Source organism: Rhodococcus sp. BP-261 (assembly GCF_019835205.1).
Classification (GTDB): Bacteria; Actinomycetota; Actinomycetes; order Mycobacteriales; family Mycobacteriaceae; genus Rhodococcoides; species Rhodococcoides kyotonensis_B.
The window spans coordinates 148,154-163,675 of sequence record NZ_JABUCO010000001.1 but is presented as its reverse complement, the minus strand read 5'-3'; the positions used below and the strand labels follow the sequence as shown (position 1 = coordinate 163,675).

Below are 15,522 nucleotides of genomic sequence, written 5' to 3'. Positions count from 1 at the left end.
ACGAGCCTGCCGTGACGGCGCGCCCCCGGCGAAACTATGATGAGCCAGTGACATCCGATGCCGTCAGGGGGCGGTCAAGTGACGGGTGGGTGACTCGGACTCCATCGATAGTCGATCGCCTACGGACGTCGAGCGACTCCCGTATCCCGTTCTCGGTCGAGTTCTCGCCGCCTCGCGACCACGATGCCGAGGCTCGGCTCTGGCGTGCGGTTCGTGAGTTCGAACAGATGCAGCCTGCGTTCGTCTCGATGACGTACGGGGCAGGTGGGTCCACCCGCGATCGGACCGTTCGGGTGACCGGCCAGATCGCCGAGGAGACCACGTTGCTGCCCGTGGCGCATCTGACCGCGGTCTCGCACAGCATCGCCGAATTGCGGTCGATGGTCGGCGCTTACGCCGATCGCGGCATCTCCAACATTCTCGTGCTGCGCGGTGACCCGCCCGGCGATCCGTTGGGGGACTGGGAGAAGCACCCCGAGGGCGTCGAATACGCCGAGGAATTGGTGTGTCTCGTGCGGGAATTGGGCGATTTCCACGTCGGCGTCGCGTCGTTCCCCGAGGGCCACTATCGCGCGGTGGACCTCGAGCAGGACACGCGAGTGCTCGTGAACAAGCTGCGTGCGGGCGCCGAGTACTCGATCACCCAGATGTTCTTCGACGTCGACGACTATCTGCGCCTGCGTGATCGGGTGGTGGCCTTCGATCCCGAACAGGGTGCCAAGCCGATCATTCCCGAGATCATGCCGATCACGTCGCTGCGGTCGGTACGACGCGCACTGTCGTTGTCCGGTTCGGCGCTGCCCCGCCACATCGACGATCGGTTCGTCAAAGCTGCAGGCACCGGCTCGGAGGAGGATCGCGCGGCGGTGCGCGAGGTCGGCATCGAACTCGCGACGTCGATCGGAGAGCGGCTCATCGCCGAAGGCGCACCTGCGCTGCACTTCATCACGCTGAACTTCGCGCGGGCTACCCGCGAGGTGCTCGTCAACCTGGGGCTGTCACCGGCTCGGGTCTGACCCCGGCGGTGTCACGAGCGGACGACTCTTCCATGTGAGGGCGCCGCGACCTCGGCGTCGATGCGATTGCACGCCCAGCCACAGATAGAGGCCGACGGACACCGGGTGCGCCGACGCGGCCGCCACCTGCCCGGTGAGGCGCCCGGGCCCGGACTCCGACCGCGCCGCAGCGACTCGTGCGACGACGGCTGCCGCGTACCCGAGCAGCCCGGCGCGGCGGACCGTACCGGATCCGAACACCGCGGCGACGGGAGGCACCAGGTAGGCGAGCGTCATCGCCGCCGAGATCGACGCGGTACCCGTACGGCCGCCGAATGCGGACCACAGCCAGCGTGTGTATCCGTCGCGCAGGTCGTCCCAACCGTCGTACATGCGACAGCAGACGTAGCCCGCCCCCGACGCGACGGCGGTGCGACGGCCGCCACGGCGTAGGACGCGTGCGATGTCGAGATCCTCGGTCGCGCTCGACGCGACGGATTCGTGTCCGCCGACGTCGCGGTAGGCGGCCGCGTCGAACACCATCATCTGACCGCACGCCACCACGGTGGAGGGGCGCAGCGATCGGTCGGCGACGCGAACCGGCAGCGTCGACATCCACGAGAAGCTCAGCAACGGTTGCACGAGCCGTTCGGCGACGGTGGCCGCGAGTTGCTCGGGCCACGGGCACAGCAGCGCGACGCCGAGGAGGCGTCGGGCATCGACGGCAGCCTCGATCGCACCACTGCCGAGTCGGACGTCGGCGTCGAGAAACACGAGAACGTCGGGGTCGAACGCGGCAGCGAGGTCGGCGAGGCGTCGGCACGCGGCGGCCTTGCCCGTCCAGCCGTCGGGCGGCGGAACCGACTCGGACACGACGTGGAAACGGGGGTCTCCCTCGGTCGCGGCGTGCGCCGCAGCGGCCGTGTCGTCCGACGACCCGTCGTCCAGAATCATCACGGTCAGACGGCCCCCGTAATGCTGAGCGCGCAGATCCGCGATCAGAAGCGGCAGATCGCGTTCCTCGTCGCGCGCAGGAACACAGACCACGACGGACTCGGGTGTGGATCCGTCACGAGGGGGACGCAAGCGAGGCATGCTGGCGGCGTTTGCCACCGACATGACGGCGGACGCACACGCCAGAGCGGCGCCGGCCAATACGACGGGACGAGCAGAGATCACGCAGTAGGCGTGTTGTCGGGTCCGGCGCCCGCGGGTGCATCGGCGCCGACGCGTCCCACCGGCGGGTTACGGGTGACCCAGGCCATCGCCGCGACGATGGCCGCGACTCCGACGGTGACGCCGCCGACGATGCCCGCCCAACCGGCGAAACTCCTGGTGTTCGGATCCGGATAGCTGACCTCGGCCCGCATCGTGGTGACCTCGCCCGCAGGCAGTTTCCACGTGATGATGTTGTCGCCGTCGCGGGTTCCGTTGGTGGTTCCGATCCGCGCGGGGAACGCGATCGTGAACTGAACGTCCGAACCCTGCACGGGAACGGTCTGCAGGTCGGCCTTGCCGTCGAGAGTCACCTGGTCGCCGCTGCGGTGCAGTGCGATCTGGAAACTGCCGGTGGCCTGATCGTTCATCGATCCCAGCGTCTGCACATCGCCGAACGACAGGTCCGAGAACCGGGCCGTGGTGCCCACGTACCCGTCCTGCCTGTACTCCTCGATCCTGATCTTGTCCTGGAGCGTCGTCGGTGCGGTGAGCGTCGGACCGGTGTCGGTGTCCGACGCCGGAACCGTTGCCGCGACGATCTGACCCGACACACGATCGTCGGCGGAGATCCCCATCGACACCTGTACGCGGAGGCATCCGGTGAGCAGCGGCGCGACGAACAACGCCAGCGCGAGCGCCGACAACAGCCGACGCCGGGTACGGGATTTGCCTTCACGGATTGTCGACTGCACAGCGACATCGTGCCAGACGCGGCCGCGTCACCGCGTCAGGGAGTTGCCGTTGCGGCGCGTCCGACTTCTCGGCGCAACGCGACGAGGAAAGGAATGCCGACGATGCCCATCGCGCAGAACCCGTAGATGGCCGAGAACCGCAGCTCGTCACCGGCGAGGAACACCGAGTGGGCCAGCGCCGAACCGAGCCATGTCCACACGAACAGAACGAGGGGAGCGGTGTCGGACATGCGTGAATCGGCCGCGCGGCGGACTGCGATTCGATCGCCGACGACGTCGATGACGGCGGCCATGATCAACGCCGTACCCAACCAGCCGAGATAGTTGCTGACCGGGATCGACGGAATTCCCGGCAGACCCGCGATGTCCGACGTCCAGGTCCATTGGCCGTCGGTGACCATCTGCGTGTCGAGGTAGAGGTCCCAGCCGACCATTCCGACGGCCGTCGCGACCACTCGGTGACGTCGTCGACGTCCCTCGGTCATACCGCTGCGATCGAGCACGTAGCCCACCGCGCACCAGATCGGGTAGAAGCCGGCAGTCCAGGCCAACGGGACGACGGCCGGAACACCCAGGATGTCGGGGCCCAGCCTGCCCGTCGCGTAGAAGTAGCTGCCGAACGGGAACCCGGTTGCGGTGCCGACGATCTCGGCCAGAATTCCGATGCCCGCTGTGGTCACGAACAGCACCGACGCCCAGGCGACCCCCCGTGTGACGACGGCGTGCGCCAGCACCGCGGACGCGAGGAACCCCACGACCGCCACGGTCACCAGGTCGCGCCCGGTGCCCGAGACGAGAGGGTAGGTGATCTGAGATGCGATCGCTGCGGCGACGAGACCCCACACGAGCCGGTTCATCGGACCTTGTCACCTATCCATCGACGTAGTCGTCCCTCGCGTGCGTCCTTCACGGCGATCCTGGCGGCGCTGCGGCCGGATGCGGCCGAGACTCCGCCGCCGGGGTGTGTCGATGCCCCCGTCAGATACAGACCGGGTGCGTCCGGAACTCGATGGGACGACAACTGCGGTATCGGTCGCCACATCATCATCTGGTCCAGTGACATCTCGACGTGCATGATGTTGCCGCCGATCATCCCGAGTTCACGCTCGATGTCGGCCGGGGACTGCACGTGGCGCGCGAGAACCGACTCGTCGAAACCCGGTGCGTACGAGCTGATCTCGGCGACGATTCGGTCGCCTTCCCGCTCGGCCACGTCGCGGGCGTCGACGCGGCCCTCGTCCCCACGCCACGCCCGGTTCCCCGACAGGGTGTGCGGATGCCACTGCGACCAGAGGGAGACCTGGTGTTGGCCCGGGGGAGCGACGCTCGGATCCAGTGCGGTGAAGGACATACCGAGCACCACGGGAGTCGGAGGAAGTTTCCCGGCAGAGGCGGCCCCGTGCGCGAGACGCAGGTGGGCACGATCGCGCACCAGCAGTTGGAGTCCGCTCGTGGCGTGCGACGGGTCCTCCGCGCTCGCGTATCGAGGGAGCGCGTCGGTCGCGAGGCGGACGGCCATGCCGATCCCCGGTCCGACGCGGACAGCTCGACGCCACCCGTCGATCCGGCCTCGGTCGTAGCCGCCTGCGGCGAGCAGATCCAGTGTGGCGAGGACGTGACAACCCGCGACGACCATGCGGCTTCGCAGAGTGCGGCCCGACGCCGTCGTCGTCACCCATTCGTTGTGCCGTCGCGACACCGAGACGACGGCGTCGCCGAGGGCGATCGAGCCTCCCGCAGAGGTGAGCTTCGAGATCAGCGCCTCGGTGAGGGCGCCACTGCCGCCGATCGCGCGTCCGGGCGGGAGCGTGTGCATCAATGCTGCGAACCCGACCATCGGCGCCGTTCCCGGCTCCGACATCGGCGGACCCGACTGTGCACCGAACCACGCGAGAGCGGCCTTGAGCCGTTCGCTGTCGAACGTCTCGTCGAGCAGTGCATCGCCGGTGGTCAGAAATTCCCGGGACAGTGCGCTACCGCCGTCGGGGGCGCCGAGTCCCCAGAAGGAGCGGAGGAGATTCGGGCCTGTCGGAGGCGCCGAGAACGCACGCATCGTGCGTGCGCTACGGGGTCCCCAGACGCCGACGAATCGGCGGTATGCGGCCGCGTCGGAGGAGCCACACGCACGGGCGATGGATTCGCAGGTGCGGTCGAGGTCGCGGTGGAACACGAGCGCGGGCTCGTCGGTGCCGGGGGCTCCGGGAGCGAACGCCCACGGATCGCAGTCGACGTAGCGCAGTCCGTGTTCCGCCAGGCCCAGCTCCTCGATGACCCCGGTATGACGGACCATGATGTGCGCGGACGAGCCGCGGTCCACTCGATGTCCCGGGAAGCGCTCGGCGGAGGACACACCACCCCCGGCTATGACGTCGCGTTCGAGCACTTCGACGGCCATGCCGGCCTCGGACAGGTAACAAGCGGCGGTCAGGGCGTTGTGTCCCGAACCGACGACGACGACGTCGATCACGTCTTACACGCTACGGGGCCGCCGAGACTTCGATCGGCAGCGTGCGGCCGAGCACCGCGAACGGTCGTCGATCGCCGGCGAAGGTGAAGTCGCGCAGTACGTCCTGAAAACCGAGCCTGCGATACAGACGCCACGCGCGGTTGGCCTCGTGGGCGACCTCCGGCGTGGACAGCAACACCGTTCGTTCTTCGCGCCCGTGCAGGAGGCGGTGAGTGAGGGCGGCGCCCAACCCGTGTCCCTGCGCGCTCGGCTTGACATGAAGTTCGGTGAGTTCGAAGTAGTCCGACAGAACGGAATCGACGTAGTCGGGGCTGCACCCGGACCTGCGCAGGCCGTCGCGTACCTGCTGATGCCACCACTGGTGTCGGGCTCCGCGATAGCCGTACGCGATGGCAACCATCGGTGTGTCCGGCGTCGGAAGCACGGCTGCAACCCCACGCCATCCCGGTCGAAGTACGTGCTCGTTCCACATCGGTGCGCGGTGGTACTCCGTGCCACGCGGATACCCCATGGCCTCGACGTAGATCGACAGCGCCTCGGGCATGCGTTGCCGAATCTCCTGGGGGGAGAGGTCCACCAGGTAGGGGGTCGTTTCCGCGTCGGTGTCGACTGTTCTCAACCTTTCCTTGACTACTTGTCGGTGGGCACAGCTATATTGAATATGTCGAACGGGTGTTCGATGTCGGCGATCCGGCGGGTCTCGAGGGAAGCGAGACTCGCCGGGTTCCGACCCTAGAGCTTTCATCATGGTCCGGGCGTGTCGGAATGTGATCACGAACGGCGTATCGAACAGGAGGTGTTCGAGTATGGCCACACAAGTTCTCCGTGCCGATGTACGTCCGCCGGTGTCGCCGCGTGCCAGGGTGCTCCTCGGTCGAGCCGACGCATTCCTGTCTCGGTCCATCGGCGCTGCGGATGCTACCGAGCGATTCCTCGACTGCTACATGGCCGCTCTGCGAGGTGCTGCCGCGATCCTCGAGGTCAGTCCCGTGTCGACCTCTCGCGCACGCTCTCGCAGTGCGTGGGTTCTGCTGAGCAAGGCCGCACCCAAGTTCGACGCGTGGTCCGAGTACTTCTCCGGCTACTCGTCCATCAGGGCGGACGTGCAGGCCGGGTTGTCGCGTTCGATCGACGACGTGGAGGCCGACGCGTTCTATGCCGAGGTAGGTCGGTTTCTGCACGCCGTGGAGGATTTCATCGGTGCCGACACTCGGCTGGATCGCGCGGACGGCGCACGTCGCTCGATGACGGCGTGAGCGGGTGAAGCGTGTTTCGGCGTGTAATGCGTAACACCGCAAATCGGACTCGAGAAGTGCGTGCGTGAGCCCTGTACAGCAGTTCTTCCAACAATTTCAGGAACTCGTCGAGCGAGTAGGTGGTAAGCAGTCGATTCTGCTCGTATCATTGGACTCAGGTAGCCGCCAAGGTCAGCTTCCCGTCGTTTCACACCCGAAATGACTATCAATTTCTGTGCAGGGGGAGGTACCGTGCCACTCTCCGAGCACGAGCAGCGCATGCTCGACCAGATCGAGAGCGCTCTCTACGCCGAGGATCCCAAGTTTGCTTCTCACGTCCGTAGTGGACGTATGCGCACTGCATCGAGCAAGCGCCGCTTCCAAGCAGCAGCTTTGTTCGTGCTGGGGCTTGTTCTGCTGATCGCGGGGTTGGCTCTGCCGGTGAAACCCGGTGGATTCCCTGTGATCAGTCTCGTCGGCTTCGTCTTCATGTTCGGTGCGGGCGTCCTGTTCCTTCTCGGCGGATCCCGTAAGGGTGCTCCTGCAGCGCAAGAAGGTGCATCGGGCGAGGGTAGTTCCGGTCGGTCCTCAGGGGCTGGTGGTTCGGGACAGAAACCCAAGTCCGGACGGAAGGGCGGCGGCTTCACCTCGCGCATGGAAGATCGCTTCAGACGGCGGTTCGAACAGGAGTAGACGCGGGGACGCCCGGACCGTGATCGGCCGGGTCGAGTAGTACAAATGCAAATTCGCAACACCGGAGCGGTGCCTCACGACGTGAGGCACCGCTCCGGTGTTTCTGGTGTCAGCCAGTCGACCCTGTCGACAGCCGCGAACGCGCCGGCCCGTCGTGTGAACCCGGTCGCGAGCCCCACTACGCGCAGGGACAGGCCCTCCGGAATCGACGAATCCCCACTTTCCTCCACTTCGCCGCCGTCGTCGCCGACATTCCCCACTTCGACCCACGCTGTACGGATTTCGCCGATCCGCCGCGACGCGGGACTTCATCGAGCTGCGGAAATAGGCAGTGGGTGGCGGGTGCAGCGCGCGATCCGCGCGATTGCGATCCGAGTTTCCCCACCTTCCTCCACGCGTCGTACCTGCATGTTTGTGCCGCGTCACACAAATTCTTCGCTCGGTGGGGTTGAAGGTGGGGCAAAGTGGGGTAAAGTGGTGGACAGCGGAGAGCCCGGGCTGGGAGGTGTCGAGTGTTCCTCGGTACCTACACGCCCAAGCTCGACGAGAAGGGTCGATTGACGTTGCCGGCAAAGTTTCGCGAAGCACTCTCGGGAGGTGTGATGGTGAGCAAAGGGCAGGATCACAGCCTCGCCGTCTACACGCGCGAAGAGTTCGCCGAGCGTGTTCGCCGACTCACCGAAGCGTCCCGATCGAACCCCGTGGCACGGTCCTACATTCGTCAATTGGGCGCAGGCACCGACGAGCAGCAGGTCGATGCTCAGGGCCGCATCACGCTCAGTGCCGAGCATCGTCGGTACGCAAATCTCGGTCGAAACGTCGTCGTGAACGGATCGATCGAATTCATCGAGATCTGGAACGACGAGGCGTGGGCTCGGTACTCCAGCGAGAGCGAACAGAGCTTCTCCGACGCGTTCGACGAATCGCTCGGAGGGATCTTGTAGCTCCCTTCGATCACCGCCGAGTGCCGCGAGGCCTCTGCCCGATCAGAACCCTGACGTACTTCCCCGACGCCAGGTTTCGCAGATCAGGACCCTGACGTTCTTCCCCAACGCCAGGTTCCCTATCGGACAGGGACCTCGAGGCATTCAGCACACCATCGATCGACCAGCTCGCCGCCCGGCGGCGAGCAGAAGCAAGACCGGGAGGAATCATTGTGGCAGGCGAGGACATTTCGCCCGACCCGGATAGCGCTCCCGAGCCGTCGACACCGAAGCACGTTCCGGTTCGACTGGGTAGAGCAGACGAGCTGCTCGGTCCCGCGCTGATCGCGGCAGACGAACACGGCGGCGGAGTGATGATCGACGCCACGCTCGGACTCGGGGGACACTCCGAACACTTTCTTCGCACGTACCCCAACATCCGGTTGATCGGACTCGATCGCGATCCGAACGCTCTCGAGCTCGCGTCGGCACGCCTGTCCGAGTTCTCGTCGCGGACGACATTCGTGCACACCACGTACGACGGAATCGCGATGGCCCTCGAGCAAGCAGGGTTGGACGAGCACGACACCGTGCACGCAATCCTGTTCGACCTCGGTGTCTCGTCGATGCAACTCGACGAGGCGGATCGTGGGTTCGCGTACTCGGTGGACGCACCGCTGGACATGCGGATGAATCCGACGACGGGCATCACTGCGGCCGACGTGCTCAACACGTACAGCCACGGCGAGATCGCGAGGGTGCTGAGCACGTACGGCGAGGAACGATTCGCCGGCCGAATCGCGTCCGCGATCGTACGACGCAGGGAGACGACACCGTTCACGACCAGCGGACCGCTCGTGGAACTGCTGTACGAGTCCATTCCTGCAGCCACCCGTAGAACGGGCGGGCATCCCGCGAAGCGAACTTTTCAGGCTCTCCGTGTCGAGGTGAACGGAGAGCTCGATTCGTTGGAGAAAGCCGTACCTGCCGGGCTCGACGCACTGGCGGTCGGCGGTCGCGTGGTGTTCATGTCGTACCAATCCCTCGAGGATCGGGTCGTCAAGAAGCATCTCGCGCCTCGCATCAAATCGAGATCGCCCGAAGGGCTCCCGGTCGAATTGCCCGGCATGGGACCGGAATTCCGGATGCTGACCCGCGGCGCCGAGCGCGCTTCGGACGAAGAAATCGAAGACAACCCGCGTTCGGCGCCCGTGCGCCTGCGTGCAGCCGAGCGAATTGCGAGGAGAGCGGCATGACCATCACCGCGGGTTCTGCAGGAACCAAGCGCACCCGTCGTACCCGGTCGTCCGATGACGGCGCACCACGGTCGGGTGCCGCTCTGCGCGCGTACGAGCGTCGACAGCAGCGCGCATCGACCCACGGTGTCGCGGTTGCGCCGAGCAGCAGTCACGGGGCTGCGCGCGTCGGGGGGTCCGGCGCGTCGATCGCGGCGCGAATCCCGTTCGTGGCGTTGATCATCGGGTTGTTGACGCTCGGGCTCGGACTGACGTTGCTGCTGACCACGCGGTCGGCGGGCGACTCGTACGACCTCAGCGACGCGAAGGCGTACAACGAACGACTCGTGCAGGAACGGGCGTCGTTGCAGCGTGACGTCGAACTTGCCGATTCCGCACCCGAACTCGCTCGGAAGGCGGCCGAACAGGGCATGGTCCCGGCCGCGAACGCCGCACGACTCGTCGTGTCGCCGGACGGAAGCGTTCAGGTCATCGGTACGCCCGCTCCGGCCGAGGGCAAGCCCGTCGCACCGTTGGATCCACCGGCTACCGACGCCGACACGCCTCGGCTGCAGACCAGTTCGCAGCAGTCGACCAGCACGCAACCGACCGCGAGGGCTGCATCCTCGGCTCCTCCGGCGTCGGCCGCCACGCCGAACACGTCCAATAACGCCTCGTCCGAGGCTTCCGGTGAACAATTGGTTCCCATGAGTACCCCGTCGGCCAGTCCAACGGGTAGTCCGCAGTGACACGCCCGGGAGTGGAGCCTGCAGGAATGACCCGGACAAGCGCGGGAGTGGAGCCTGCAGGAATGACCCGATGACACGGCCGACCACCGGGGCTCCTCGTCGTCGACCGTTGCCGCACAACGCCGTTGGGGGCGCACGTCCGCGTGACGGGGCGCGGGGCCAGCGTCCGGCTCCGCGCGCCGCGGGTACGCCCCGTCCGCCGCGCCGGCCTGGGTCGGGGAAGTTCGATGCGTCGTCGTTCGGCTTCCGACACGGGCTCGGCCGCTGGTTGATGTTCGGCGTTCTCACAGTTGTCGCGCTGCAGCTCGTGTGGATCATGGGTATCAACGGTTCGCGGCTGTCCGCGGAGGCGGCGTCGCAGCGGACCACGACACTCGTCGACCCTGCGATGCGGGGCTCGATCACCGATCGCAACGGCAAGCCCATCGCGTTCACGATGGAAGCCAAGGCGCTGACGTTTCAGCCCGTTCGGGTTCGGGGCGAACTGGACGACGCACACGCGAAGGACCCGAGCAAGCCGACGACGGACGACCGGCTCGCGGCTATTGCCGCCGGAATCCACGACGCGCTGGGCGATGTCGCGAAAGAGAAGGACATTCTGGCGAAGCTGAAGAGCAACGACACTTTCACCTACCTGGTTCGAGGGGTCGACGCCACCGTTGCGAGCAAGATCAACGACGAGTTCGAGGAAGTCGGTCTCGAACGACAGGACATTCGCGAGTACCCGGGCGGATCTCTGGCGGCCAACATCGTCGGCGCAACCGGATGGGACGGCCACGGTCTCCTGGGCTTGGAGGATGCACTCGACTCGACCCTTGCGGGTACCGACGGTTCGGAGACGTACGACCGCGGCTCGGACGGTGCCGTCATCCCGGGTAGCTGGCGAGACAAGCAGACGGCTGTCAACGGTTCGAGCGTCGAACTGACCATCGACGCCGACCTGCAGTACTACGTCCAGCAGCAGGTCCAGCTCGCGAAGGACCTGTCGGGGGCGAAGAATGCATCGGCGTTCGTGCAGGACGCGCACACCGGCGAGGTGCTCGCGATGTCCAACGACAACACGTTCAATCCCGGAATCGGCGTCGGCAACAACGACCGCAACAAGGAGATGGGCAACCTGGCCGTCTCCACACCGTTCGAGCCGGGGTCGGTGAACAAGATCATCACGGCCGCAGCCGCGATCGAGTACGGACTCACCACCCCCGACGAAGTGCTGCAGGTACCAGGCAACATCTTCATGTCCGGGGTATCGGTCAAGGATGCGTGGGACCACGGCGTCGTTCCCTACACCTCGACCGGCGTGTTCGGTAAGTCGTCGAACGTCGGAACACTGATGCTCGCGCAACGAGTCGGCGAGGACCGTTTCGCGGACATGCTGTCGCGATTCGGACTGGGCCAGCGCAGCAATGTCGGTCTACCCGGCGAGAGTGCGGGCAGCGTGCCCAGCCGCGACCAGTGGTCGGGCGGTACGTTCGCCAATCTTCCCATCGGACAGGGTTTGTCGATGACCCTGCTGCAGATGACGGCGATGTACCAGGCGATCGCCAACGACGGGATGCGGATTCCGCCGCGCATCGTCAGGTCCACGATCGCTCCCGACGGCACGAAGACCGAGACCGAACGTCCCGAGGGCACGTACGTCGTCAGCCCGCAGACCGCGGCGACCGTGCGCGACATGTTCCGCTCGGTGACGCAGGACGACACCGGAAATCAGCGAGGAACCGGCGTCGCAGCAGGGGTCGAGGGCTATCAGATCAGCGGCAAGACGGGTACCGCGCAGCAGGTCGATCCCGACTGCGGCTGCTACTCCAACTCGAGTTACTGGATCACGTTCGCGGGTATCGCTCCCGCGGACGATCCTCGGTACGTGATCGGAATCATGCTCGACGCTCCGACTCGCAGCGCCGACGGCTCGGGCGGTCAATCGGCTGCGCCGCTGTTCCACAACATCGCGAGCTGGATGCTGCAGCGCGACAGCGTCCCGATGTCCTCGGAGGGACGCAGGTTGGTGCTGCAGGCCGACTAGACCCGTTTCGCGAAGAACGTCCTGGTCGGGTCACGATCCAGCATCGACGGCACGTCCCGTTTCACGTCGAGGACGGACTCGCCGGTAACCTGACTCGTCGGCCGAGTCCGGATACGGACGCTGTCTCGCTCGGCCGTATCAGGTGAGATTCTCGGTCGCCGCGACCACCTCACAGCCCGAGCAGAAAGGAGCACAGTGCCCGTGCCAGCACCAGGGTCGGCTCCGTCCGACACTCGCCCTTCTCGGCCGCCGCAGACGTCGCTCGACGACATCGCCGCCGCATCGGGCGCCTCGGAAGTCGCGTCGGCCTCGTCGACGCGCCGAGCTGTCACCGGCGTCGACCTTCGCGCCCAGGACATTCGGGACGGAGACCTGTTCGCCGCGCTTCCGGGATCGTCCGTGCACGGCGCGACATTCGTCGCCGACGCGCTCGAGCGCGGCGCGGCAGCGGTGCTCACCGATCCGGCAGGCCTCGACATCGTGCGTCGAACGTTCACCGAGATACCGGTACCGGTCCTCGTGCACGACGCGCCTCGCGCGGTACTCGGCGCCGTCTCCGCGCTCGTCTACGGCAACCCGTCGGAACACATGACGGTCATCGGTATCACCGGCACCTCGGGCAAGACCACCACGTCCTACCTTCTCGAGGCGGCACTGACCGCGGCAGGGAAGGTCACCGGACTGATCGGCACCATCGAGACCAAGATCGCCGGATCTCGCGTGCCCAGTGCGCTGACCACCCCCGAGGCCCCGCGGTTGCACGCACTGTTCGCCGTCATGCGCGAGCAGGGCATCGACACCGTCGTCATGGAGGTGTCCAGTCACGCGTTGTCCCTCGGACGCGTCGACGGCACCGTGTTCTCCGTCGGGGCGTTCACGAACCTCTCCCAGGACCACCTGGACTTCCACGACTCGCTGGAGGACTACTTCCAGGCCAAGGCGCGATTGTTCGCCGCCGATTCGTCCGTCCACACCCGGTCCGCCGCGGTCTGTGTCGACGACGTCTGGGGCAAGCGAATGGCCGAGATCGCCACGTCTGCAGGCTCGGCTGTGGTCACCGCCTCGGTCGGCGCCGAGTCCGACTGGACCGTCGCCGACGCCGCGACGAACGACGACGGATCGCAGAGCTTCACCGTCGTCGATCCGTCCGGTGAACGGCACCCGGCGTCGATTCGTCTGCCGGGGCGGTACAACATCGCCAACGCCGTTCTCGCCGCCGCGGTGTGCGCGGCGGCCGGGGTCGACGTCGACCGCGCGATCGCGGGCATGGCCGCCGTCGACGTGCCGGGACGAGTGCAGCGCATCGAACGCGGACAGGACTTCCTCGCCGTCGTCGACTACGCACACAAGCCGGCCGCGGTCGAAGCCGTCATCGAGACGCTGCGAGCGCAGAGCCGCGGACGTATCGCAGTGGTTCTCGGCGCAGGAGGCGATCGAGACACGGGCAAACGCGCTCTCATGGGTGCCGCCGGCGCTCGAGGCGCGGATCTGCTGGTGGTCACCGACGACAACCCACGCTCGGAGGACCCGGCCGCGATACGTGAGGCCGTCGCGTCCGGGGCGCTGGCCGTCGACGCGCACGTACGCGGCGAGGTTCGCAACGTCGGTGGTCGCGCCGACGCGATCGCTGAAGCCGTGCAGTGGGCGCAGGCAGGCGACGTGGTGCTCGTCGCGGGCAAGGGCCACGAGACCGGACAAGAGGTCGCGGGCGTCAAGCATCCGTTCGACGACAGGCAGGTCCTCGCCGACGCCATCGACCGCAGGATCCACGCAGAATCCGGAGTGACATCGTGATTTCCCTGACGTTGCAGCAGATCGCCGACGTGGTCGGCGGAACCCTGCACGACGTGCCCGACCCGAACCTCGTGGTCGACGGCACAGTCGAGTTCGACTCGCGCAAAGTGACGGCCGGGGGCTTGTTCCTCGCGCTGCCCGGCGCCCGCGTCGACGGACACGATCACGCCGCGGCGGCGATCGACGCAGGTGCCGTCGCGGTTCTGGCTGCACGCCCCGTCGGCGTACCTGCGATCGTCGTCGAGCCGACGCCGCACGACGGCCGGGCCATGGCCCTCGAACACGATCACGACGGTTCGGGCGCTGCCGTGCTGGCGGCATTGGCGACGCTCGCACGCGTGTCGGTGATGGAGCTGACCGCGAAGACCGGGCTGACTGTCGTGGGCGTGACCGGGTCGTCGGGGAAGACGTCGACGAAGGACCTGTTGGCGTCGGTGCTGGCGCCACTGGGGTCGGTCGTCGCACCGCCGGGGTCCTTCAACAACGAACTGGGTCATCCGTGGACCGCTCTGCGCGCCGACGAGCAGACCAAGTTCCTCGCGCTGGAACTTTCGGCGCGCGGGGTAGGCCACGTCGCGTCGCTGGCACGTACCGCGCCGCCGCGCATCGGCGTCGTCCTCAATGTCGGAACCGCGCATCTCGGCGAGTTCGGATCGCGCCAGAACATCGCACTGGCCAAAGGTGAACTGGTCGAGGCGCTTCCGAGCGCAGCCGATGGGGGAGTCGCGGTTCTGAACGCCGACGACACACTCGTGCTCGAGATGCAGTCGCGCACCCGGGCTCGCGTCGTGACCGTCGGCCTCTCGTCGGACGCCGACATCCGCGCAACGAATGTCCGTCTCGACGCCGACGCGCGGGCGCGCTTCACTCTCGTGACAGCGGACGGGGAGATCGACATCGCACTCGCCGTCCACGGAGAACATCAGATCGGCAACGCGTTGTCCGCTGCCGCCGTCGCTCTCGAATGCGGTGCAACCCTCGAGCAGATCTCGACGGCTCTGTCCGGTGCGGCAGCCGCGTCGGTGCGTCGCATGGACGTGCGCACCCGAGCTGACGGCGTCACCGTCGTCAACGATTCCTACAATGCCAACCCGGACTCGATGCGTGCCGCGCTCAAGGCGCTCGTGTCGATGTCGCGGTCCGACGACGGTCCGCGCAGGCGCACGTGGGCCGTGCTCGGCGAAATGGCCGAACTCGGGCAAGAATCGATCATCGAGCACGATGCGATCGGGCGACTCGCCGTACGGCTGGACGTCAGCCGGTTGATCATCGTGGAGTCCGGACGGTCGACGAGGGCCATGCATCAAGGTGCCGTGATGGAAGGTTCGTGGGGCGAGGAGTCCATGCTCGTGCCCGACGACGCGTCGGCCATCGAGGTGTTGCGGTCCGAGGTGGCACCGGGCGACGTCGTCCTGGTGAAGGCGTCGCAATCCGTGGGTCTGTGGACGGTCGCCGACGCGCTTCTGTCCGACGGGGTCCAGCAGTGACGATGCAG

Annotated in this window: 14 protein-coding genes; 9 read left to right on the top strand and 5 right to left on the bottom strand. The window is 66.7% G+C overall.

The window, feature by feature from the left end:
* The first annotated feature begins 89 nt into the window (after positions 1 to 89).
* The gene (locus HQ354_RS00735) at positions 90 to 1,016 is read left to right on the top strand and encodes a methylenetetrahydrofolate reductase (RefSeq protein WP_207890802.1); all 927 of its coding nucleotides are present in this window, start codon (positions 90 to 92) and stop codon (positions 1,014 to 1,016) included.
* On the opposite strand, the gene HQ354_RS00730 is transcribed toward HQ354_RS00735, so the two are convergent.
* From HQ354_RS00730 to HQ354_RS00710, 5 genes are read right to left on the bottom strand one after another with little or no spacing between them, the layout of a single operon-like run.
* A complete protein-coding gene (locus tag HQ354_RS00730; protein ID WP_308115156.1) occupies positions 999 to 2,174 on the bottom strand; it encodes a glycosyltransferase in 1,176 nt (391 codons plus the stop codon). The genes HQ354_RS00735 and HQ354_RS00730 overlap by 18 nt on opposite strands.
* On the bottom strand, positions 2,171 to 2,905 hold the full coding sequence (locus tag HQ354_RS00725; RefSeq protein ID WP_308115155.1) for a DUF3153 domain-containing protein: 735 nt from the start codon (positions 2,903 to 2,905) through the stop codon (positions 2,171 to 2,173). The genes HQ354_RS00730 and HQ354_RS00725 overlap by 4 nt, the downstream gene beginning before the upstream one ends.
* 35 nt (positions 2,906 to 2,940) lie before the next feature.
* Positions 2,941 to 3,762: a carotenoid biosynthesis protein gene (locus tag HQ354_RS00720; RefSeq protein ID WP_222634002.1), complete on the bottom strand. Its 822-nt coding sequence runs from the start codon at positions 3,760 to 3,762 to the stop codon at positions 2,941 to 2,943.
* Positions 3,759 to 5,372, bottom strand: coding sequence for an NAD(P)/FAD-dependent oxidoreductase (locus HQ354_RS00715; RefSeq protein WP_222634001.1), 1,614 nt, complete (start codon positions 5,370 to 5,372; stop codon positions 3,759 to 3,761). Before HQ354_RS00715 ends, HQ354_RS00720 begins: the two co-directional genes overlap by 4 nt.
* A 10-nt stretch (positions 5,373 to 5,382) precedes the next feature.
* Positions 5,383 to 5,991 carry an N-acetyltransferase gene (locus HQ354_RS00710; RefSeq protein ID WP_222634000.1) on the bottom strand — a complete coding sequence of 203 codons (609 nt, stop codon included), beginning with the start codon at positions 5,989 to 5,991 and terminating at the stop codon, positions 5,383 to 5,385.
* A 187-nt stretch (positions 5,992 to 6,178) separates the two neighbouring features.
* Between HQ354_RS00710 and HQ354_RS00705 the strand changes: the two genes are divergently transcribed.
* From HQ354_RS00705 to murF, 8 genes are all read left to right on the top strand, one after another.
* Complete coding sequence (locus HQ354_RS00705) at positions 6,179 to 6,628, top strand: SAV_6107 family HEPN domain-containing protein (RefSeq protein WP_222633999.1); 450 nt, start codon at positions 6,179 to 6,181, stop codon at positions 6,626 to 6,628.
* 231 nt (positions 6,629 to 6,859) lie between these two features.
* Complete coding sequence (locus tag HQ354_RS00700; protein ID WP_068420670.1) at positions 6,860 to 7,300, top strand: DUF3040 domain-containing protein; 441 nt, start codon at positions 6,860 to 6,862, stop codon at positions 7,298 to 7,300.
* 512 nt (positions 7,301 to 7,812) lie between these two features.
* Entirely contained in the window at positions 7,813 to 8,244 is a 432-nt protein-coding gene (gene mraZ, locus HQ354_RS00695) for a division/cell wall cluster transcriptional repressor MraZ (protein WP_068420672.1), read from the top strand.
* Positions 8,245 to 8,471: 227 nt separating this feature from the next.
* Positions 8,472 to 9,479, top strand: coding sequence for a 16S rRNA (cytosine(1402)-N(4))-methyltransferase RsmH (gene rsmH, locus HQ354_RS00690; RefSeq protein ID WP_174551338.1), 1,008 nt, complete (start codon positions 8,472 to 8,474; stop codon positions 9,477 to 9,479).
* Positions 9,476 to 10,207, top strand: coding sequence for a hypothetical protein (locus HQ354_RS00685; protein WP_240930840.1), 732 nt, complete (start codon positions 9,476 to 9,478; stop codon positions 10,205 to 10,207). Before rsmH ends, HQ354_RS00685 begins: the two co-directional genes overlap by 4 nt.
* A 70-nt stretch (positions 10,208 to 10,277) precedes the next feature.
* A complete protein-coding gene (locus HQ354_RS00680) occupies positions 10,278 to 12,233 on the top strand; it encodes a penicillin-binding protein 2 (RefSeq protein WP_222633998.1) in 1,956 nt (651 codons plus the stop codon).
* A 195-nt stretch (positions 12,234 to 12,428) separates the two neighbouring features.
* Complete coding sequence (locus HQ354_RS00675; protein ID WP_222633997.1) at positions 12,429 to 14,027, top strand: UDP-N-acetylmuramoyl-L-alanyl-D-glutamate--2,6-diaminopimelate ligase; 1,599 nt, start codon at positions 12,429 to 12,431, stop codon at positions 14,025 to 14,027.
* Positions 14,024 to 15,514: a UDP-N-acetylmuramoyl-tripeptide--D-alanyl-D-alanine ligase gene (gene murF, locus HQ354_RS00670; RefSeq protein WP_222633996.1), complete on the top strand. Its 1,491-nt coding sequence runs from the start codon at positions 14,024 to 14,026 to the stop codon at positions 15,512 to 15,514. The genes HQ354_RS00675 and murF overlap by 4 nt, the downstream gene beginning before the upstream one ends.
* Positions 15,515 to 15,522 lie beyond the last annotated feature (8 nt).